Source organism: Enterococcus sp. JM9B, assembly GCF_009933265.1.
Classification (GTDB): domain Bacteria; phylum Bacillota; class Bacilli; order Lactobacillales; family Enterococcaceae; genus Enterococcus_C; species Enterococcus_C songbeiensis.
On record NZ_MAEK01000015.1, the window covers coordinates 23,580 to 45,845 of the forward strand.

Below are 22,266 nucleotides of genomic sequence, written 5' to 3' on the forward strand. Positions count from 1 at the left end.
TAGCATATGGGTGAAAATCGGCAGACTCCGACTTAGGTCGCATTTCAGGAAGAAGTCGCTGTGATACACTCAAGACAAACGAAACAAGGAGTCTAACTTAATGGATTTTCAGAAAATACTAGCAAAATTCAAAGCAGGGCTGGCAGCGTTCTGGCGCTGGCTCAAACCTTATCTGGTTCAGTTCCATCATTGGCGCAAGCGCATATGGAAAAAATACCATGTCAATAAAGTTATTATTTTGTTGGGACTTGTCGTGGTTTTGGTCACAAGTGTGTATTTGTTTTATTTAGCCAAGCAGGTCAACGTGGATCGTTTAGAATCAGATTTGAAGGAATCCACGATTGTGTATGACAAAGACGGCGATGAAGCTGGAAAGCTCTATGCACAAAAAGGAACCTACATTGATTTGGAGCAGATTTCACCTTTTATTCAGGATGCCGTTATCTCTACCGAGGACCGTAATTTTTATCAACATCATGGCTTTGACATCAAGGGAATTGCTCGGGCAGCAGTACGGACGGTTATCAACCGCAATACGTCAGGTGGTGGGGGAAGTACCATCACGCAGCAGTTGGCAAAAAATGCTTATCTGACTTTGGATCAAACCTTCAGCCGAAAAGCCAAAGAATTGTTTTTAGCCATTGAAATTGAAAAAAAATACAGTAAAGAAGATATTTTGGCGATGTACTTAAACAACTCTTATTTCGGTAATGGGGTTTGGGGTGTGCAGGATGCCGCAAGAAAATATTTCGGAGTAAATGCCAATGAAGTTACTTTGGGAGAAGCAGCAACCCTTGTAGGTATGCTAAAGGGTCCTTCCATCTACAATCCTATTGAATATCCGGAAAATGCCAACAAACGGCGGGATACAGTGCTGGCAGTCATGAAGGAAAATGAAAAAATTACGGCAGCCCAAGAACAAGAGGCTTCCGCAGTGGATATTGCAGAATTTGTCAATGATACCTATTCACAATCAGAATCCGGCTACAAGTATCCTTATTATTTCGATGCGATTATTGATGAAGCAGTGGAAAAATATGATATTAATGAAACAGATATTATGAATAAAGGCTATAAAATCTACACAGCGCTGGATCAAAATTATCAAGCGCAAATGGAAGCAACTTACAAGGATGATTCTGTTTTTCCAGCAAATGCAGCAGATGGGGCGATGGTTCAATCTGGTTCGGTAGCCTTAGATCCTAACTCTGGCGGTGTTCGGGCACTAGTAGGACGCCGAGGAGAACATGTTTTTCGGGGCTTTAATTTTGCAACACAAATGAAACGTTCGCCAGGTTCGACAATCAAACCCTTGAGCGTATTTGCACCGGCTTTAGAAGCGGGCTACAAACCCGACAGCATTTTAAAAGATGAAGCGTTGTCTTTTTATGATGTGAACAATTATGATGGTACGTATTCTGGTGAAGTTCCAATGTACCAAGCCGTTGCTTGGAGCTTGAATGCACCGGCGGTTTGGCTACTGCACGAAATCGGAATGGAAAAAGGCTACAACAAGGCAGCGGAATTTGGCTTGACTCTTTCTGAAAAAGATAAATACTGGGGCGGAGTGGCTTTGGGTGGATTGGAAAAAGGAGAATCTCCGCTAACAATGGCTAGTGCATACGGTGCATTTGCCAATGACGGGAAACGGTACGATCCGCATCTGATCACGAAAATTGTGGATTCCCAAGGTACAGTGATTGTAGATAATAGCGATCCGAAAGCCGAACAAGTTGTTTCAAAAGAAACTGCAAAAGAAATGACCAGTATGTTGTTGGGGACTTTTTCAAACGGGACCGCAATGCAGGCACAGCCTTATGGATATACTGTGGCGGGAAAAACAGGAACCACAGAAACCAATTTTGATTCCTCCAAGGCAAACGATCAATGGATTGTCGGATACACGCCGGATGTAGTCATTTCCACTTGGTTAGGGTATGAAAAAACCAGTAAAGATCATTATTTAAGTGGAACTAGTGGAGATGTTGTAGGACAGGTTTTTCGTTCCATGGCACAAAATATTTTACCTTACACAGCAGAAAGCAGCTTTACGGTCGCCGATGCTTATCAAACCGGCGGCAAAGTTGTAGCGGCTGACGAAGTGGATTCTGACGAAGAAAGTGATTGGGATAAATCAGTGGATGATTTCACTGAAAAAGCCAAAAATGGTCTGGTAGAATTTGGTGGCCGGGTCAAAGAAGGAGCCAAAGATCTTTTCAAGGGAATCTGGGGAAAAATTTCTGGTAACTAGACGCTTTATGTTACAATAGAGAAAATAAGATAAAGCGAGGGACAAGCATGGCAAATATTTATGATACAGCAAACCAATTAGAAAAAGAAATTCGTGAATCTGAACATTTTGGCGAACTAAGAGCTTCTTTTGACCGTTTGAAAGAAAATGAAGAAGCCTTTGCACTATTTAAAGAATTTCAAACCCTGCAACAAGAATTACAAACGAAAATGATGGCAGGAGAAGAAGTGTCAGAAGAAGACGCCCAAAGAGCGCAAGCAATGGCAGAACGTGTACAAAAAGAAGAATTGATCAATCAATTGATGCAAAAAGAACAAGCCTTCAGTACCGTAGTCAATGATTTGAATCGGATTATCATGGGTCCTGTTCGGGAATTATACGGCAACTAAGCAATTTAGAAGAAAAATATCCGAGGTGCATTTCCTATTTTGGGAATGTACCTTTTCTTTTTTTGAAATGCGAACAAGTTTTCGTATTTTGCTGACGAATAGCCGTAAAAATGGTATGATATTGAAAAAGAAATACGGGAGGAAACGTGCGTGGTACGCTTTATTCATGCGGCAGATTTACATATGGACCGAGCATTTGAAGGCTTGGCAAATCTTTCAAAACAGGCGGTCAAAGCTTTTACAAAACTTAATCAGCAAGTGCTGACGAATTTAGTGTCGGCAGCGTTAGCCAATGAAGTGGATTTTCTGCTGCTGGCAGGGGATACCTTCCATCAGAATAAGCCTTCACTTAAAACCCAGCATTTCTTTTTTGAGGAGATGCAGCGTTTGGCAGAAGCGCAAATTCCGGTGTACATGATTTTTGGCAACCACGATTATTATGATCCGCAAAGGTATTGGTTTGAGTTTCCCAAAAATGTCACGTTATTCACTAGCGAAACAGTCACCACCTTCAAAGGAAAAACGAAAGCCGGAGAAACATACGCCATCAGCGGTTTTAGCTATACTCAACCGTGGATCAAAGCGGAAAAAGCTACCGAGTTTCCCAATCGTAGTAAGGTAGATGTTCATATCGGTCTGTATCACGGGGACAGCCAAGGGGAACGTTATGCCCCGTTTCTGTTAAGCCAAATGAAGGCGAAAAATTATGATTACTGGGCATTGGGTCACATCCATGTTCCCACTGTATTGAATGAACAACCACCGATTGTATATCCGGGAACCACACAGGGGCATACAAAAAAGGAAACGACAACCGGTAGTCAATTGGTAGAGATTACCGCAGGCAAAAGCCGTCGACAAATGGTGCAAGTCGCTGAAATAAGCTGGCAGCAAGTGGCTATTCCGATTGAGACGAATCATCCGCAAGCGGTGTTGCAACAGCTTATTGCGCAGTTGCAACCCATTGATTATCAAGCCCTTCTTTCCCTCAAACTGACGACTAAGTCAGCCAAAGGGAATTTTCTAACAGAAAATCAGCTTCTCGAACTGATGGATTACATGAATGAGCTTTTTGCCAGACGCAACCAGTTGACTTGGGTCTATGAGATTCAGCAGCAGGAAGAAAAAAATCGACTGACGTTGCCGGCAAGTACGGAGCTGGTAACTGCTTTACTTACGAATTACCAAGAAACAACCACCTTTGAAATGATTCACGAAGAATTATTGACCCATCAACTGGCGGCAACGGTATTGAATCCTGCTCAGTATCAGGAAGAGATTTTGACTGCTGTTGCAAAAGAACTGAAAGACGATTTTTATTGGGAGGAAAGTAAATGAAACTGTTGCGGGCAGAAATCACCGGCTTTGGCAAATACCGGCAGGCAACGTTTGATTTTGTTTCCGGTAATCAATTATTTTTTGGGGCCAATGAAGCGGGAAAATCTACTTTATATCAATTTATTCAAGCTATGCTTTTCGGTTTTCCAACAAAACGCGGCAATAAGAAAGATTATACTCCAAAAGACGGTGCAAGTTTTGGTGGGAAATTATGGCTCTCCTTTCCTGAAGGTAAGGTCTGTGTCGAACGCTATAAGCAGATCAATCGTGGACGAGCGAAGGTGACACTGGGAGAACAGACCGGAGATGACCGTCTATTAGCTTCCTTGATTGCTCCTTTGAATCAGCAATTATTCCAAGAAGTATTTACCTTTCAACAGGAGCAGTTGTCTCAACTGGAAAAACTTCAAGAAAGAGAACTGCATGATGCCTTGATTTCTTTAGGCATTTCCGGAAGCAAACAGCTTTTAGAAAAACGGCAGGAATACCTGAATGATGCCCAAAAATTATTTAAACACAAAGGGCAAAAACTACCGTTGAATCAAAAATTAGCGGAATGGCAGGAATTGCGGCAAAAGATTCACGAAAAAGAGCAACAGGAATCAGACGTACAAAATTATTACGGCGCATTAGCAACTGCGGCTAAACAGCAAACAGCTCTTGAAGAAAAAATCGAGAAGACCGAAGAACAATTAACTGCATTAAAGCAGCAGCAATTGTATTGGTCTCAGTATGAAGAGTTGCAACGTTTGAAAAAGAAATTGCGTCCCGGAGCTCCGGTTGACGAAAAAGCATTGGCAACTTTTTACCAAACCTATCAGCAATTAAATCAGCAAATAATCGAGACACAAGCGGCCCTAGACAAGGCACTTTCACAAACGCAAAATTCTGACCGGTACACCTTTTATCTCACCAATGAAGGAAAGATCACGGCTCTGCTTCAAGAAAAAGTCGCGGCCGCACGTCTGACAGATGAGTTTCAACAAAAACTGCAACAGCAAAGCCAAGCCATTGAGCGATTGGATGAATGGGAGCGGACATATCCGTGGGACCCAAGTCATTTGCCGGTACCATTGACTGCGTCTTTTTTTGAAAAGGTAAAAGAAAGCGAACAGCTGGAGCGGCAAATTCAAGAGCTGATACTGAAAAAAGAATGGTTGGCAGAAGAAAAACCAACTGTTCAAACCAAACCTGCTGTGGCGCAGTCTGTTTGGGGGTGGGGTTGCGCAGCGGCCGCAGGATTACTTTTTATCAGCAGCTTTTTTATCGGCAATCAACTCCTTTTGATTCTGCTAGCTGTTTTGTTCGCTGGATTGGGCTTGTTCTTTTTCAGAAAGCAACCCTCTGCGGATGAGCAAACAGTCAAAAAGGAGAAGTCAGAGCAGCTTTTTTTGATTCAAGAAAAAATCACAGCACTTAAAACGCAACAGGGGACACTTCTTCAAGCAATCGAAGAAAGTGTACCCAACTATCGTCAGTGGTCAGAGGAGCAAAAGAGTGGCTTAGTTTGGTACCAACAAGACGTGACGGGGTATTTAGAAACCACTAAAGCCTTGGAAGAAATTGATCAACAACTGGCTTCCCTTGATCAAAATTATCAAGGAATGCTGGGGCGTTTTCACTTTCTTGAAGATTGGCTGCCCTTGGCAAAGGGAGATATTCTTCAGCGAATGGCACAGCTTCAACAATTTGCTGATGAGATGAATGAACTGAAGTTACAGCAGACGCATCAATCCAGCGTTTTATTGACTCGACAGCTAGAGGAGAAGAAGGAACAGCAAAGTCAGTTGATTGCTAAAAATCAGCCCTTGCTTACTCAGGCAGGAATCAATCAGCCCTCCGAGATTCCATGGTGGTTGGAACGCATGCGGGAACAGGCGAAAGCTTGGCAAAGAAAAAAAGAATTGGAAGAACTCTTGCGTAAAGTATATCCAGAAGAACTTTCGGCTGAAGAATTGGACGGGCGTTTCACTCAGCTAAGTCAGCAGCTAAACGAAGGGCGCCATCACTTGCGCAGTGCTTCTCAGGAAAGTCAGCGATTGCAACTGATTATTCAACAATTGCAAGTGGATGGGACGTTGGATGAATTGTATCAAGAAAGCAGTAAGTTGACTGCTGAAATCCAATCCTTGGCTCTTTCATGGGGGATTAAAAAACAAGTTGCAGCTTTTTTGAGTGATTTAACAACAGAGCTTTCAGAGCAGCAGCTACCCCAGTTATTAGCAAAAGCCAGTCATTATTTTTCTCTATTGACCAATGATCAGTACCAACAAATAACCATCTCATCTGGAAACTTGGCAGTGAAAAATACTACTAGCGGGCAACATTTGTCTATCTATGAATTATCGACAGGAACCAAGGATCAAGTAATCATGGCGGTTCGTTTCGGCTATTTAGCACTGCAACAAAATCATCCCCTTTGTCCGGTAATGATCGATGATGGCTGGCTGCACTATGACAGTCAACGAAAACGACAATTTGCACAGCTTTTAAAGGAATTTTCAAAAAAATATCAAGTGATTTGTTTGTCTTCTGATGCAGAAATGGTAAGCTTGTATCAGGAATACCAGCAACCAGTGATGGAAATGAGGGAAAGAAAATGAAGAAAATTAAAGAATTAACAGTCGATGAAGAATTTCAGGCCTTTGTTTTGATCAAAAATGCCGACGTTCGTCTCGCAAAAAATGGGAAAAAATTTATTGCCTTTACCTTTCAGGATACTTCTGGGACGATTGATGGCAAATTTTGGGATGCATCTGAAGAGGAAATCACTCGTTTTGAACCGGGGAAAGTTGTCGCTCTCCAAGGCAAACGAGAATTATATAATGGCAATCCACAGGTGAAAATCATGCATCTGCGTTTGGCAAAACCAGAAGAACCCAATGAGCCTTCACAATTCATGGAGCGGGCGCCATTAAAAAAAGAAGCAATGGAAGAAGAAATCAATCAAACCCTGTTTGAGATCACCAATCCCCATTGGAACCGAATCGTGCGCTTTTTATTGAACAAATATCAAAAAGAATTTTTTGAATTTCCAGCGGCAAAACGCAATCACCATGCCTTTGCCAGCGGTTTGGCTTATCATACGGTTTCGATGCTGCGACTAGGTAAAGCAATTGTGAAAGAATACCCGGAATTGAATGCATCGTTATTGTATGCCGGAATTATTTTGCATGATTTAGGAAAGGTCATCGAACTATCGGGGCCGATGTCCACAGAATATACGTTGGTGGGAAACCTTGTGGGACATTTAGTTTTGGTGGATGAAGAAATCACTAAGGCATGCATCGCGTTGAAATTTGATGAACAGGAAGAAGACATCGTGATTTTACGTCACATGGTATTGGCACACCACGGCTTGTTAGAATATGGTTCTCCCGTTCGTCCACGGATTATGGAAGCGGAGATTCTTCATCAAATCGACTTGTTGGATGCATCGATGCAGATGATGCTGACGTCTGTTCGGCAAACGACACCCGGAGAATATACCGATCGAATCTTTGGAATGGATAACCGCAGTTTTTATGTACCAAAGGATATTTAAGAAATAAGAAAATCAACTGGGGGCTCTTAGGAGTCCAGCAGTTGATTTTTTTTGTGCCAAATGAAAAAGTACAACCCGATCAGCAGGAAGAAAACACTCAAAGCAATCAGTCCTACTCGCCGTTGTTGATGCAAATCAATTTCACGAAAGACAAAAGTTCCGTGGATTTTTCTGACGGAATAGGTTTTGTTGACTTTTGTCGTCGTTGTACCAGTTATATTTAGCGTCAGCTGATACGTTCCATCGGTCAACTCAGGATTTTCAACAGCGATTTGAAACGGGCCAAAAGGAGCACCAGAAATCGCTTGTGTGTGGGAGATTTTTTGATTTGTTCCGATTTTTTTTAAAGATACCTGCAATTGATTCTGACTTGCAAGAGATTGACTGGCATTTTTCAAGGAAAGCAATAATTGATTACTTTCTTGCTGTACCTTGGTCAACTGCCAGCTGGGTTCTGGTGCTTTGCCCACCGTAACCTTTAAGCCTAAAATATATGCAAATTTATTGCTGATTCCGGCAGAAGAATCTGAGGAAGATTGCTCCTTGATTTGAAAGGCAGCAAGATAGGTTCCATTTGTGGCATTTTTGGGAATCGTTAAAGTGAAAACTGCAAAATTGGTTTCTTTCGCTGCAAGGTCAATGGATTGTTTTGAACTCACCCATGAAGACAAAGCAGATTTACTGTCAGACAAGGTTTTTTGATAGATAATTGCACCTTGATTATCGGTTTCGCCGTCTACTGGGGTCAGCAGGATTTTTTTTGCTTGTGAAGATTGATTTTTCAGCTTTATTGTCAGTTCCTGAGTAGAACCTTGATCTACGGCGAGGTCAAAATAGGACGCTGTACTCACTTGATTTTCTGGCAAAACTGCCGAGACACCAAAATCAGCACCTTCCGCAAAAGCTGTCTGGGGAAAAAGAAACAATAAAAATAAAAATGGGACAATTCTTTTTATAATGACAAGCACTTCCTTTCCCGTGTCACTTAGTTATTATACGGAGGAATGACCAGAAAATCTAGGAATGAATGCGGTCTTTCTTTTATTCGGTGGGATTAATGTAAAAAAATAATCTATTTCTCGTTATTTTATAATCAACTTTAATTAAAAGAGAAAAGGGACAGCAAAAAAACTTTTATGAAAGCTCTTAAGAAAAAATTAACCTATAAAAAATCATTTAGTTATTTTAATCAAATAATCTAAAAAAATTTTTGAAAATTGAATGTGCATTGACACGTCACCAAAAAAAATAAATTTCCTTCATTTTTGATAAAATATGCGTTGATATTTAATATGAAAGCGGCTATAATCACCTACGAAAAGGGATAAGGAGGGATTCGAATCAGAAAAGATCGAAAACTTTTTTTACTGTTATCTCTCTTATTCTTTGTTCTTGTTTTACAACCGAAACTAGTTTGGGCAGATGTGCCAAATTTAACTGTTACACCATTGACTTTGGATCAGCAGAATATCAGCGGAAAAATTCAACTTCGTGCAAACAGTAAAAAGCACAAGTTGAGTTTTTCTGTCACCAACTTTTCAACACAGCCAATGCAGGTGCAGATTAGCGGTGCATCGGCTGCTACGAATGAGGAAGGTAAACTGTTTTACCAAATGGGCGGTCATACAGCCTTTGGGACAGCACCTTTTTTGACAGAGGAACTCATTCCTACGCACTCTCTAAATTTGCCGGCAAGTGGAAGCCAAACAATTGATCTGGATTTGACAATGCCTACAACCGATTTTTCTGGACAGGTAATGGGCGCCGTCGCCATTTCTGTGAAGGAGGAGACAACTTTTGTTCCGCTGATTTTTCAAGGAAGCGTGATGACGGAAAAACAGCCCATCGAATTGTCAGGTGTGACGGGCAGCGTTGTGTCGGATATGCCGGCAATCAGCGTTGAAATCGGCAATCCCAACACTGCTTTGTTGAGTCCTGTTTCAATGGATTTGACGCTGATTCATAAGCAATTTTTCGGTTTGAGAAAAACAACGTATCTTTTGCGGCAACAAGCAATCAGTTTTGCACCGAATCAAGTAATGACGCCAATAATCAGTTTGCAGGGAAAACCGCTTTTAGCGGGAAGCTATCGTGTGACTGGAACAATGACAGTTGATGGTAAGGTTCAAACGATTGACCAAAGCCTAACACTCGACAAAAAAACTGCTGAAAAAATCAATCAGCAAGCTGGTAATGTCCAGCGGGATTATGTTGGTTGGCTATTATTCGCAGTCGCCGTGCTGCTTTTGTTGATTGGACTCGTTCTTTACTCGCTCAAGAAACAAACAACCAAAAATAAAAAAAGAACTTTAGGGGGAAATTAAAATGAAAAAAATTTTTGCAGCAATTACCGTATCAGGATTAGCTTTGTTGACATTCGCTAGTGGGGGAACAGCATTGGCGGCAACAGGAAATGGTGCTGGAACATCGGAAAACAATATCTCAGCAGGAACTGATGGGGAAGGGTATGTGTCTGACGATACTTCTTCTGCAAAAGCTAACTCAACTGCTGAATTTACGGTTGAAGATGGTTTTCTTACTTTAGATGCTGTTCCAGATTTGAATTTTGAGAAAACGGAACGTGAAGTTTTGAAAACAGATAAGGTTTTGCATCTAGATACTGAAAATCCTTTTGTTGTTTCTGAAGCAAACACTTATGATGGGACAACTAGCTCAGAAAAGGGTAAAATTGTTGTGAGCGATTATCGAACAACGCATGATGAATGGACATTAACTGCTAAACTAGGAGAATTCACTGGTTCAAAAGATTCTTCTATCACATCTGCAACTTTAAACTTAGTTTTGCCAACTACTAGTGCTTCAATTGCTGCTGGTGGAGATTATACTACAGTGACTGCTGACAACGTTGAAAGCGATGGTGCTAAAGAATACTCAGTAGCTTCTGGAGAAAATGGAACAAGTTTAACTTTAGGGACGGGGTCAAAATTAGAAAAAGGCACATACCATGCTGAACTAAACTGGCAATTAGTTAACTCAATCGCTACTCCTGATGGTGCTGGCATCGAATAATAAAATCTAATCAAAAAATCGCACCACGAATTTAATAGGACAGGGCTATCCCTGACAACAAATGAAATGGAGGTTCCTGATGCATAAACGACTGAAATTCATCCTGTTGGGGATGGCTCTTCTTATTTTCTCCTTTTTTCCTATGAAAGCATCCGCTGCCACTGGGGCGGGCTTTACGATAGAAGGTGTTTTCCCAGAAAATCAACAAGCAGATTCGACATTTTTTGATTTACTGGTGAAACCAGACACCCAACAAGACGTAACAATGAATATTATTTCTGAAAGTGACAAAGATATTAAAGTAAAAATCTCGCCAAATCCGTCTTTCACCAATCAATTAGGGGTGATCGATTACAGTCAGGCAGATTTTCCTAAAGATAGTTCAGCGAAATACACAATTCCTGAATTAATCAGCAAACCTCAGACAATCACCTTAAAGGCGGGGGAAACCAATCCGGTAACTTTCCAACTAAAGGTACCAAAAGAAAAATTTGAGGGGATGATTTTAGGTGCCTTTTTTGCCGAGCAGGAGGCTGACGAAGAGGAAGAAAAACAAACGGGCATTACCAATCGCTATCAGCTTTCTTTCGGTATTGCTTTGCGAGAGAGCTTAGATTATATAACTCCTGAATTAAAATTGAACCAAGTAAAACCTGCCGTTTATCAAAGCTTACCCGCTGTTTTTGCCAATTTGCAAAATATCAAAGGGCAGGCGTTCGGGAACATGAGCGTGGATGCGAAGATTTACAAGTCTGGCAGCAAAGAAGTCTTCATGGAAGCAAAAGCCGATAAGCAGGAAATGGCACCAAATTCCAATTATGATTTTCCTATCAGTTGGGGAAAAAATAATTTGGAAGCCGGTGACTATCATCTTTCGCTGGTGGCAAAATCAGGAAAGAAAACTTGGAAATTTGAAAAGGATTTTTCAATTGTTTCCTCGGATGCCAACGAAATCAATAAAGAAGCAAGTGCTTTGCCAGAGCCAAATTATTTATGGTTGTATATTTTGATTGCTGTGCTGCTGTTGATTTTACTATTATTGTTGGCCTTTTTATTGGGAAGAAGAAAACGGAAAGAGGAAGAAAAAGAGAATTCGCAAACTAATCAAGGTGATTGAGAATGAAAAAAAGCGGATTTTATTTTTTACTGGTTGCTCTTTTAGCATTGGGACAAGGTTTGTTTCTTGTACCGGACATTGCCAAAGCAACGTCAAAAACCTCAACAGCAGAATTTACTGTTGTTCCTACAAGAAACGGTGACGGGCTTTCTTTACCAGAAAGTCCGTCACAAACCTATGTAAGTACCCAGAAAACAAAAGCAAAAAAATTACCAAAAACGGCAGAAGCGAAAACTTTTTTAGCGGTAGTTATTGGTAGCGAATGTTTGCTTTTAGCAGGAATTATCTTATACTTTGAAAGAAACCGGAGACACGAATCAGCTACAAGGAAGGAAAGTGAATTTTTGTGAAAAATAAAAAAATTGTTGCCTTTATGGCACTCTTTCTGCTGATTTCATCGAGTGTCAATGGAATAGCCGCGTTTGGTGAAGAAACGACGACTGCGACAAGCACAACAGAAGCAACGAGTAGCACAAAAGAGGAGACTTCAGAGGAAACAACTGGTGAGACTTCTTCCACGGAACAAGTAATGCAGACAAGCACTTCTGAGTCGAAATCAGCCACGCCAACTGTTGAATCAACCACTGCTTCCCCAAAAGAACAAGATAGTACCCCACAAAAAAGCGCGCGGATACTTGCAGATACTCCGGCCGTCGTCAATGATCCAACCGATTTAACGCTTTTTCAGGAAAAATTATTGGAAAAATATCCTCTAGGAATTGCGACCGATTTTACCGTTTTTGCTGCTGGAGGGTTAACATTTGGAGCTTCTGGAAAAAACTATGATGGAACATTTGGTGGAAAAACAATCAACATGGAGACACAATGGGGCGGTACTTATTTTCAAGATGCTGTTCCTGATAATGATGATTATCCGATTACTTATGAAGACACGTTGAGTGAAAACAATGAAGAAAAAATAGTTAATAAAAAAGTAACCTTGCTGGGAGAAAGTGTATTGGCAAGCAATGCCGCCATTACAACAGGTGTTTTGGACGACAGCAATAATTTTCATGCCAGTGGTGACAAGCATCGTTATTATTATTTGATAGAAAACAAATTGGATGGGGTAAATCGTCTGTTTGATCAAGTCAACGCAACCGATACCGCAGAGCAAGCCACACCGGTAAAATTATCAAACATAGCTGATTTTAAAGATAATTTTGGTACGTTATCCGCCACAGAAAGTTACTTTGATCAAGCGAAATTACAGTTAGCTACAGTAAGTAATTATTATAGTAACTTGACAAGCAAAACAGCCCTTGTCAAAAATGAAGCAGTAACAGACGAGGCTAAGCTAGTCAAAAAAGATGGTGGCTGGACGGGGGCTAATTCATTAAGGTTGGATATTCCGTTAAGCAAAGATGGGTTAGATACTACAGGAACGGTGGTAGTTAATCTTGATTATAATGAGTACAAAAATTATTATCATCATCTTATTATCAATATTGAATTACCAGAAGGAGAGAATCCCCAAAATTATGTGACTGATTCTGGAGAAGATTCCAGTGTAGCCAATAAAAATTTACCCTTCGTTATATTTAACTGGGAAAATTGGAAAACCTTTGAATGGTCTGACAGCTACGGTGCAGAATTGACATTTACAATAAATGGCGAATCGGCTGATGCTGTGAGTGAAAATGATGGTCCTTTTTATCAAACTATGGGTAGTCACATTCTGCACAATTATCCTGATATTGCTAGTGGCACAGAAGCTTCTATTTCTGGTAGGTCAGGATCTTCCAATCCTTTTGCTGGCACGATTCTTGTTCCTTACGGTGATATTAGTTTTCCAAACTCGAATTCCGGTACAAGTTTCTGGGGAGGCTTGATTTCGGGTGGAGATATAAGACTTGATACGACGATTACAAAAGCAAAGGCTTTTGGGAGTTTTTTTGACTCTGAAAATCTGCCTGATACGACGGAACTTCTTAATGGGTTGAAATTTACGGAAAAAACAGTTTATGCAAATATTGGAGAGACACCCAAAGCAACTCTGAAAGTAACTGGTCCAGGGAAGGCTTATACCATTGATTTTAAACTTGAAAACTTAAGTGATGAGACGATGATAAAGGAGTGGTCACAAACTTTTGAATCTATTCTTGGTGGGGCATTACCTAAGAACGTTGGATTTCCAGAAAATCTTTCTTTAACAAAGGGAAAGTATCAACTTACTGCAACGATCAATAGTTGGATTGACAAAACGACTGGAAAAGAAATTACTTCTAGTCCACAGATAATCGCTGATTCTATGGAAATCGTGGTACAAGACAGTGGGTTTCTGACCTTGGATGCTGTCCCGAATTTAGTTTTTGGAGAAAAATATGAGGAAATCTCCAGTAAAGACAAAGTTAAAATATTGAATTCTGGTGAATTAACAAAGAAGGCTTTTGGTCAACGAACAGAACCAGATAGCTACTTAAAACTTTCTCTTACGGATTCAGTCATTTCGAATTATGAAAAGGAAGCCTATGATGGAAATTCCAAAGGGTTGATTCGAGTGACGGATACGCGTCCGGATGGAGATTATTCTTTGAAAGTATCTCTTGGCAGCTTTAAAAACATGGATGATAAAAAGATAATTACCACCGATGTACCGGTCGTTCTAGAGTTGACTATCATAAATAATGGTGGTGTTTCACCTTATACAAATACGATTAGAGTTTTAGGGAATAATTATCAGCTAGGTACGAATGAAGGATTCAATTTTTTTGGAGAAAACCTAACTGAGACCCCTCGGAAATTTGCAATCAAAAATCCAATAGAACTAAGCAACAAAGAAATTGAGGCAACGGTTACTGACAACTCCGCCCTCTACATCGGCGGCGGTTCTTCCCTAGAAGCCGGCACCTACCAAGCTACCTTAACCTGGACCTTATCCAATGCACCAAGCTAAAAGATAATTTTGGTAAGAAATAAGTAGGTCCCTCGAAAATTCAAAGTACAAAAAAGCTCCCATTGATTTGATAGAATTCAAATCAATGGGAGCTTTTAAATTGGCTTATTCAGAATCAGCAGTTGAACTTTCAGTTGTGGATTCTGCTGCTGAGCTATCTGCTGTAGAAGAGGCTGCGCTGCTTTCTTCTGTGCTTTCAGCAGTTGAGCTGCTTGTATCTGCTGCGTCAATGTAAGAAGACAAGATATCTTTGAAGGAATCATCTTTGATTTTCACATTTGCATCTTTCAAGGTTTGACCGATGATTTTTGAAGTAAAGGCAGAATCGCTTAGTTTTGTTTGTTCTGCGATTTCTTTGATTTCATCTTTATAAGGTTCCATGTCGTTGCCTTTGTCTTTGTTTTTCACCATTTTCACTACATAATAGCTGGTTTGGTAAGTAGTAGCATCTGTAGCAGTGATCACGTCAGAAACTTCGCCATCCTTTAATTCAAAAGCTGCTGTTTTGACTTCAGCTGGTGGTGTTGTTGATTGTGAATCGAATTTGATGGTGCCACCGTCTTCACTGGTTGCAGTGTCCGTAGAATTTTCTTTTGCCAATTTCGCAAAGTCGGCATCTTTTTCTTTCGCTTTTTCTAAAACGTCTTTGGCTTCATCTTCACTGGCTAAAGCGATGATTTGTGCTTCAACTTCTGGATGGAAAGATTCCCAAGCTGCTTTTTTGTCAGCATCTGTCAATTTGATATTCGCTTTTAAGCCAGCTTCCAACACAAGATTTTGACGCAAGTATTCTTTAAATGTCTTTGTGGTATAGCCTGCAGCTTCTAATTGTTGTTCGAAAGCGTCGCCCATACTGTCTTTTTGTTTGTTGTATTCTTTGTCAACCGCTTTATCACTTACTTTGTCGCCATATTTATCATCAAAGGCTTTGTAAATGATCATATTACGTACAAGGTTTTGGTTGGCAGATTCATTTTTCGCTTCCTCATAAAAATCTGCTACCGTGATTTTGCTGCCCTTCATTGAAGCAATTTCTTCGTTGCCTTTACTTGAACATGCGGCTAAAGCAAAAACGCTCATCGCGCCAACAGCAGCCAATAGTATTTTTTTCTTCATTCGTTTAGCACTCCTGTAATCTACTTAAATTTTTCACAAGTATAACTATAACACACTCTAATTTGAAGTGGTAGAATTCCAATGATGTTTCCGAGAAAATTCACACTTTCATCACTTTTTATCGCCTGATTCAGATGGTTCCGACAGGGTTTCTGTGAATTGGGTGACATGCCCATTCAGCTTGGCTACCTGCTGTTGAATCTGCTTGATTCGCGGTTCAGCTTGGAATTTGTATGCTTCGATATCTTTTTGCAGCGCATTTTGTAAAACCGGTAAAGTTTCCATTGCCGTTCGTTTGGTTTCAACTACAGCCCGTTGGAAATGTTGCAGGCTTTCGTTTAATTCAAGAGTGGAATCGGTGGCTTCTTCCAATTCTTTTGCCAGCTTTTTGCGGGTTTCATTCCCGCTGCGGGGAGCCAACAGTAAACCACCTACTGCGCCGACAGAAGAGCCGAATAAAAGCCCTTTAATAAAATTTTTCAGCATTTATTTCACCTGCTTTTTGATTTTTTCGGCAATAGCCGTCATTTCTTCCGGTGTGTATTGATCCATGTGATTGCCAAAATGCATCGAGAAATCATCTTCTTTGCTGTAACGGGGAATCAAATGAAAGTGGGAATGGAAAACCGACTGATAGGCCAGTTCCTTGTTGTTGTTGACAATGTTCATTCCTTTGATTTCCGGAAAGGCTTTTTCAATTGCTTTGGCGATTTTTGGAATACGGCTAAAAACCTCTGCTGCCAAGGGTTCATCATAGTCAAAAATATCTGTCACGTGTTTTTTTGGAACGACCAACGTATGGCCTTCCGTTACTTGGGAAAGGTCCAAAAAGGCATACACTTTGTCGTCTTCATATACTTTGTAGCTGGGAATTTCTTGATTGATTATTTTACAAAAAATACAGTCTGTCATAGGAAGTCATCCTTTCAAAATTTTTCCTTAGCCCTACTTTACCATAACTTTTAAGGATTGTAAGAAAACAAGCAGGAAAAACACAAAAATTCCCGGCTATTTTTGGTATAATGAGAACAGTAATAATCGGAGGAAAAAATGAATGACACTTGAAGTGAGAAATTTAACGGGAGGCTACAGTCAGCTGCCGGTTTTAAAAGATATCGATTTTACCATCAATGATGGGGAATTAGTGGGCTTGATTGGTTTGAATGGTGCTGGGAAAAGTACGACCATTAAAGAAATTATCGGCTTATTGCAACCGCAAAAAGGTACAATCACCTTAAATGGACTGATGTTAAAAAAAGAGCCGGAAGCTTATCGGAAACAAATTGGTTATATTCCGGAAACCCCTTCGTTATATGAAGAATTGACGTTGCGGGAACACATTGAAATTACGGCGATGGCTTATGATATTCCCCAAGAAGAAGCCTTTCGTCGGGCGGAAAGTTTGTTGAAGACGTTTCGTTTAGAAAATAAGTTGGATTGGTTTCCGGCTAATTTTTCTAAAGGAATGAAGCAAAAGGTGATGGTTTTATGTGCTTTTTTGATTGAACCTAGTCTGTATATCATTGATGAACCTTTTTTAGGTTTAGACCCGTTGGCAATCCATGCGTTATTGGAACTGATGGATCAAATGAAAAAAGCGGGGGCATCGATTTTGATGTCTACACATATTTTGGCGACCGCTGAAAAATATTGTGACCGGTTTGTTGTGCTGCACAATGGGAAAATTCGTGCGCAAGGAACGATTGAGGAATTGCGAAATGAATTTCAACTTTATGATGCATCACTGGACGAAATCTATATTGCATTGACCAAAGAGCAGGTGGCTGCCGATGTCTGATTTATTTCAAAAACGGCTGCAGTTGCACCAAAAACAAATGATGAAGTATCTGCGGTATGTCTTTAACGATCATTTTGTCTTAGTCTGTACCTTTTTATTGGGAGGATTAGGGTTATATTATTCTGATTTATTGAAAACTTTGCCAAAACAGTCAGAAGTTTTTGGCTTACTGGTCTTACTTGTCTGGCTGATTGTTTTGCATTTTGGTAAGTTTGTCAGTTTAACGAAAGCCGCTGATCTGGTGTTTTTATTGCCAAAGGAAAAACAGATGCGAGGATACCTGCAACAAGGTTTGCGCTATTCCTGCTTTTTACCCTTTGTGGTGATTGGATTGATTGCCGGAATTACGATGCCCCTTGCTGTGGTAGCGACGGGCGCATCCTTTGGAGAATTTTTTTTGATTCTACCAACACTCTGGCTGTTGAAAATTGCTCATTTGTACTGGCAACGGTACAGTTTATTTTTTGAAAGCAAAACGCATCGCTATTATTGGCCGTGGTTGCTGCTTAGTGGTGCTTTGTTGGCGACGAGTCTCTATCTCTCACCAATCATTGGTCTGCTGGGTAGTCTGCTTGTGGCCGGGGGATATCACTATTTCTTGTGGCAGCAGCCGACCTTGACCTTACATTGGGAAAAAATGATTCAATCAGAAACCAATCGTTTGCATCGTATCTATCAGTTTATTAATTTATTTACGGATGTGCCAGAAATCACTGCAAGTGTCAAACGGCGGAAGTATCTGGACGGTTTGTTGAAAAAAATCACTGCAAAACAGGAAAATACGTATCTTTATCTGTATGCCCGCCGAATGGTTCGCGGCTCCGAATACAGCGGTTTATACATGCGTTTGGTCTTGATCGGTGGATTGTTGCTATATTTCATTCACGATCGATGGTTTAGTTTGGGAATTGGAGGCCTCTTTTTGTATCTGATTGGTTTTCAATTAATGCCTTTGTACACGCAATTTCGTTATATGGTTTTGACCCATCTGTATCCAGTTTCTGCCAAACAGCAGAGTATCGCTTTGCAGCGGTTGTTACTGGTACTTTTGATTTTTGCCGCTGTTGTTTTTGCTGGTGTCGCTGCTTTTCGTCTGTCGACATGGGGCGATCGCGGAATCGTTATTTTAGGCTATGGACTTGTTGTAGGGGGCTTTATTTATTTGTATTTGCCGTCACGCTTGAAAAAAATGAATGAAAAGTAGAAAAACTTCGCAAGAAACTTGATTTATCCAGCGTTTCTTTGAAAAAACGAACGTATATCCGCTTGACGAGTGCCTGTTGAGCCGCTAGAATAAATGGTACTGTGGAGAATGTTGAAAGGAAGACTCGGATGGAAATTCAGTTGGACCATGAATGGCGTATGCGCCCAATCAAAGGGGATACCGGCAAAGCATATGTCGGTTTGCGAAAAAAAGAAAAAGTCTTTATCAAACGAAATACCACCCCGATGCTGGCTGCTCTATCCAGAGAAGGCATTACTCCCAAATTAGTTTGGACAAAACGAACAGGGAACGGGGACACGCTGACTGCTCAAGAGTGGTTGGAAGGGCATATCCTTGATCCGGAAGAAATCGGGCAGCGAAACGATGTAATGGATGTCTTGTATCAGTTACATCATTCAAAATCATTGAAGCAAATGCTAGAACGAATCGATAGCCGGGTAATTACCCCAAAGATGATGTTGGAAAATTATGAAGCGGATCTACCGTCGGCGATTTTACAAAATCGTTTTTTAAAATTGGTCATCGAATATCTGCAAAAAAATATTCCAACCTTTTATCCTGAACGAAAAGCCGTGGTGCATGGAGATGTCAATTATCGAAATTGGTTGGTGTGTCAGCACTATTTGTATCTTGTAGACTGGGATTCGATTATGTTTGCGGACCCTGCGGTGGATATCGGTACGATTTTAGGACATTATTTGCCGATTTCGTCATGGAGCCATTGGTTGATCAGTTATGGGGTACAAGCGACTTCAGATAATTTAGAGCGGGTGTATTGGTACGCGTTGATGTCGATTTTACAGGAAATAAAAAAATATTATCATCGTGGCGAATACAAAACGATGAATGAAGAAATTTTGCAATTAAAACGAGTATTTAGCGGATAGCTGAAGGGAAGCCTTCAGCTTTTCTATTGGAGAAAGCGAGGAAATTATGAGAGTAAGAAAACGTAACGGAGCAGAGGAAATGCTGGCAGCACATCCAGAAATCGTGGTTGCTGAACCGACTGCATGGAAAGGCAAGTGGCAGGAACGCTTTGGCAACGATCACCCGATCCATATTGAGATTGGTATGGGAAAAGGACGGTTCATCACGGAAATGGCACGAACCAATCCTCAAATTAATTATATCGGTGTAGAAATGCAAGTCAGCGTGGTTTCCTTTGCGTTGGATAAGGTCCTTGAAAAGGAACTAGCGAATGTACAGCTCTTGCATGTTGATGGTTCGGCCTTGACAGATTATTTTGCAGATAGTGAAGTCGATCAGATCTATTTGAATTTTTCTGATCCTTGGCCAAAAACCCGCCACGAAAAACGCCGTTTGACTTCTGCCGGCTTTTTGGCAGTGGACGAAAAAATTCTCCGTCCTAAAGGAGAAATCCATTTTAAAACAGATAACCAAGGCTTATTTGAATACTCCTTAGCCAGCTTTTCAAAATATGGTATGACTCTGCAACAAGTCTGGCTTGATTTGCATCACAGTACCTATGAAGGAAATATTATGACCGAATACGAAGAAAAATTTTCCTCACGAGGGCAACGAATCTATCGGGTGGAGGCTCGGTTTGCGGATAAGCGGAAACACTTGCCAGAATAAATTTGGCTATACTACTTGCTAAGCTTTTTTTGAAATAAATAAAGATGGAAACGACCCGCTTTTTTAGTGGGTCGTTTCTTTTTTTGCTCAAAAACTCCTGTCGCTCTGTGAAAAGATGATGATTTTTTGAGAACCTTTCCATTTATACTAAAGGTACAAAAAACAAAGGAGAGATTATCATGAAAAAGAAAATTATTGGCACATTGTTACTTTCAACAGTAGTACTTAGCGGTTTGGCAGCTACACCAGCATTTGCTGCAGAACCAGCGACAACAAAAGGTGATATCACATTTACTGAACCAACAGGGAGTGTTGATCCAGTTGATCCAACCGACCCGACAAAGCCAGTTGATCCGGTTGATCCTGAAAATCCAGGAACCGGTCAAGCGGGACCATTGACCTTGGATGTTGTTCCTAATCTGCCATTTGGCTCACATGAGATTGAAAGTGGAACAAAAAGTTATTCTGTTGATGCGACACAAAATGATACCCCCTACATTCAAGTTTCGGATCGTCGCGGTGTTGGTACTGATGGACAAGCTCAAGGATGGAATGTGACTGTTTCAGTATCAGATTTTAAAAATGGTGAGCAAAAACTAGAGGGTGCAGAACTGAATTTTGGTACATCTGTTATTAAAACTGTTCCTACAAATGCAGCTACAAGTCCTACAAATAAAGCTGTTTCCAAATTAGACAGTACTGATTCTGCCTCTGCGATTTTTACAGCTTCTAAGGACCAAGGTCTTGGAACCTGGCTTTCTGTTTATGACCCAGCAAATATCACACTAACGGTTCCAGAAGCTGCTACAGGAACATTTACGGCTGATCTGACTTGGGATTTGACAGCAGGACCAGCACTGTAAAAGTAATAATTTGAAAATGTGGGGAGCATAATCCGCTCCCCTTTTGAAAGGATAGTGGTCAATAGTGAATCAAAGAAAACGATTGCTCTTTGTATTTTTTACTGTTTTAGGGATGTTTTTCGGGTTTCCGATAATCAGTCACGCCGCCGATGCTTCGGGGGATTTTGGTGTGAAACCAGTTTTTCCAGAGAATCAATTAGACAAAGCAATCGGTTATTTTGATTTGTTGGTGACTCCTAAACAAGAGCAGACAGTAGCAATTGAGCTGACTAATTCTGCGGAGAAAGCACGAACTTTTGAAGTTTCGATCAATCCAGCCGTTACAAGTGATGGTGGTACTATCGATTATGGGCAAGAAAAACCTCGATTGGATGAGAGTCTTCCGTTTGATGTACGGGAAGTCGTTACCATTGAGAAAAAAGAATATGAAGTGGCAGGAAAAGCCACAATAACTGTACCAATCAAAATAAAGATTCCTGCGGATGAATTTAAAGGACGGGTACTTGCGGGAATCCACGTGATTCCTAAGGAGGAAAATGAAGAAAAATCCTCTGATGAAAATGGCGTACAAATAAAAAATCGTATTGCTTATAATCTTGCTATCGTATTGCAGGAGAGTAAGGAAAAAATAGAACCGGATTTGAAACTCTTGTCTGGCGATTTAGTGGCTGTCAATGCCAGCCCAACCGTCCAATTGTTTTTCCAAAATCCCCAACCGACGATTATCAGTAGCTTGATTTTTACTAGTAAAATTTATTATGAAGATCAACTGTATATTGAAAATACCTCCAATGAATTTTTAGTGGCTCCAAGCTCAAACTTTCATTTGAATCTGGATTTAGCGGGTGATCGGGCAAAACCAGGAAAATATCGCGCAGATATCGTGGCAAAATCTGGGGAATATGAATGGCATTTCACACAAAACTTTACCATTAAAAAATCAGAAGCCGAAGAAGTCAACAAGAATTCTGTCTTTGCAGTGAAAGAAAAGAGTTTCCCATGGCTTTACATTCTGTTGATCGTTCTCGCAGTGCTTTTGTTTATTTTACTATTTATTGTTTGGAAAAAACGGAAGGGAAAAGAATCAGAGGAATGAGGTGATT

The 22,266-nt window shown here is 40.6% G+C and carries 20 protein-coding genes; 16 read left to right on the plus strand and 4 right to left on the minus strand.

Going from position 1 to position 22,266, the window contains the following annotated elements; genetic code table 11:
• Nucleotides 1–100 precede the first annotated feature (100 nt).
• The 5 genes from BAU16_RS04755 (at nt 101) to BAU16_RS04775 (ending at nt 7,522) form a co-directional block, all read left to right on the plus strand.
• Nucleotides 101–2,251, plus strand: a complete 2,151-nt coding sequence (locus tag BAU16_RS04755) for a PBP1A family penicillin-binding protein (RefSeq protein WP_048603737.1) — start codon at nt 101–103, stop codon at nt 2,249–2,251.
• A gap of 47 nt (nt 2,252–2,298) precedes the next feature.
• Nucleotides 2,299–2,640 (plus strand): YlbF family regulator, encoded by a 342-nt coding sequence (locus BAU16_RS04760; protein WP_048603738.1) that lies wholly within the window; start codon nt 2,299–2,301, stop codon nt 2,638–2,640.
• A 150-nt stretch (nt 2,641–2,790) separates the two neighbouring features.
• Nucleotides 2,791–3,978, plus strand: a complete 1,188-nt coding sequence (locus tag BAU16_RS04765; RefSeq protein WP_237579208.1) for a metallophosphoesterase family protein — start codon at nt 2,791–2,793, stop codon at nt 3,976–3,978.
• Entirely contained in the window at nt 3,975–6,581 is a 2,607-nt protein-coding gene (locus BAU16_RS04770) for an ATP-binding protein (RefSeq protein ID WP_161526583.1), read from the plus strand. The genes BAU16_RS04765 and BAU16_RS04770 overlap by 4 nt, the downstream gene beginning before the upstream one ends.
• Nucleotides 6,578–7,522, plus strand: a complete 945-nt coding sequence (locus tag BAU16_RS04775) for a 3'-5' exoribonuclease YhaM family protein (protein WP_048603740.1) — start codon at nt 6,578–6,580, stop codon at nt 7,520–7,522. The genes BAU16_RS04770 and BAU16_RS04775 overlap by 4 nt, the downstream gene beginning before the upstream one ends.
• Before the next feature lie 26 nt (nt 7,523–7,548).
• Here BAU16_RS04775 and BAU16_RS04780 read toward each other — a convergent pair whose 3' ends face one another.
• Nucleotides 7,549–8,490, minus strand: coding sequence for a WxL protein peptidoglycan domain-containing protein (locus BAU16_RS04780; protein ID WP_048603741.1), 942 nt, complete (start codon nt 8,488–8,490; stop codon nt 7,549–7,551).
• Between the two features lie 456 nt (nt 8,491–8,946).
• Between BAU16_RS04780 and BAU16_RS04785 the strand changes: the two genes are divergently transcribed.
• The 5 genes from BAU16_RS04785 (at nt 8,947) to BAU16_RS04805 (ending at nt 14,565) form a co-directional block, all read left to right on the plus strand.
• Complete coding sequence (locus BAU16_RS04785) at nt 8,947–9,846, plus strand: WxL protein host-binding domain-containing protein (RefSeq protein ID WP_161526584.1); 900 nt, start codon at nt 8,947–8,949, stop codon at nt 9,844–9,846.
• 1 nt (nt 9,847) lies between these two features.
• Entirely contained in the window at nt 9,848–10,552 is a 705-nt protein-coding gene (locus tag BAU16_RS04790; RefSeq protein WP_048603743.1) for a WxL domain-containing protein, read from the plus strand.
• A 79-nt stretch (nt 10,553–10,631) separates the two neighbouring features.
• Nucleotides 10,632–11,669, plus strand: coding sequence for a DUF916 and DUF3324 domain-containing protein (locus BAU16_RS04795; protein ID WP_161526585.1), 1,038 nt, complete (start codon nt 10,632–10,634; stop codon nt 11,667–11,669).
• A 2-nt stretch (nt 11,670–11,671) separates the two neighbouring features.
• A complete protein-coding gene (locus BAU16_RS04800; RefSeq protein ID WP_161526586.1) occupies nt 11,672–12,019 on the plus strand; it encodes an LPXTG cell wall anchor domain-containing protein in 348 nt (115 codons plus the stop codon).
• Entirely contained in the window at nt 12,016–14,565 is a 2,550-nt protein-coding gene (locus tag BAU16_RS04805) for a WxL domain-containing protein (protein ID WP_161526587.1), read from the plus strand. The genes BAU16_RS04800 and BAU16_RS04805 overlap by 4 nt, the downstream gene beginning before the upstream one ends.
• A 105-nt stretch (nt 14,566–14,670) precedes the next feature.
• Here BAU16_RS04805 and BAU16_RS04810 read toward each other — a convergent pair whose 3' ends face one another.
• The 3 genes from BAU16_RS04810 to BAU16_RS04820 form a co-directional block, all read right to left on the minus strand.
• Nucleotides 14,671–15,681, minus strand: coding sequence for a peptidylprolyl isomerase (locus BAU16_RS04810; protein WP_048603747.1), 1,011 nt, complete (start codon nt 15,679–15,681; stop codon nt 14,671–14,673).
• A 111-nt stretch (nt 15,682–15,792) separates the two neighbouring features.
• A complete protein-coding gene (locus tag BAU16_RS04815; RefSeq protein WP_048603748.1) occupies nt 15,793–16,167 on the minus strand; it encodes a YtxH domain-containing protein in 375 nt (124 codons plus the stop codon).
• Nucleotides 16,168–16,593 (minus strand): HIT family protein, encoded by a 426-nt coding sequence (locus BAU16_RS04820; protein ID WP_137605529.1) that lies wholly within the window; start codon nt 16,591–16,593, stop codon nt 16,168–16,170.
• A 142-nt stretch (nt 16,594–16,735) separates the two neighbouring features.
• Between BAU16_RS04820 and BAU16_RS04825 the strand changes: the two genes are divergently transcribed.
• The 6 genes from BAU16_RS04825 to BAU16_RS04850 all read left to right on the plus strand — a co-directional run bounded on the left by BAU16_RS04825 (nt 16,736) and on the right by BAU16_RS04850 (nt 22,259).
• Complete coding sequence (locus BAU16_RS04825) at nt 16,736–17,479, plus strand: ABC transporter ATP-binding protein (protein WP_048603750.1); 744 nt, start codon at nt 16,736–16,738, stop codon at nt 17,477–17,479.
• Nucleotides 17,472–18,683, plus strand: a complete 1,212-nt coding sequence (locus BAU16_RS04830) for an ABC transporter permease (RefSeq protein WP_161526588.1) — start codon at nt 17,472–17,474, stop codon at nt 18,681–18,683. The genes BAU16_RS04825 and BAU16_RS04830 overlap by 8 nt, the downstream gene beginning before the upstream one ends.
• A gap of 128 nt (nt 18,684–18,811) precedes the next feature.
• Complete coding sequence (locus tag BAU16_RS04835) at nt 18,812–19,591, plus strand: phosphotransferase family protein (RefSeq protein WP_048603752.1); 780 nt, start codon at nt 18,812–18,814, stop codon at nt 19,589–19,591.
• 46 nt (nt 19,592–19,637) lie between these two features.
• Nucleotides 19,638–20,300: a tRNA (guanosine(46)-N7)-methyltransferase TrmB gene (trmB, locus tag BAU16_RS04840; RefSeq protein WP_048603753.1), complete on the plus strand. Its 663-nt coding sequence runs from the start codon at nt 19,638–19,640 to the stop codon at nt 20,298–20,300.
• 179 nt (nt 20,301–20,479) lie between these two features.
• The gene (locus BAU16_RS04845; protein ID WP_048603754.1) at nt 20,480–21,163 is read left to right on the plus strand and encodes a WxL domain-containing protein; all 684 of its coding nucleotides are present in this window, start codon (nt 20,480–20,482) and stop codon (nt 21,161–21,163) included.
• A 64-nt stretch (nt 21,164–21,227) separates the two neighbouring features.
• Nucleotides 21,228–22,259, plus strand: coding sequence for a DUF916 and DUF3324 domain-containing protein (locus BAU16_RS04850; protein WP_161526589.1), 1,032 nt, complete (start codon nt 21,228–21,230; stop codon nt 22,257–22,259).
• Nucleotides 22,260–22,266 lie beyond the last annotated feature (7 nt).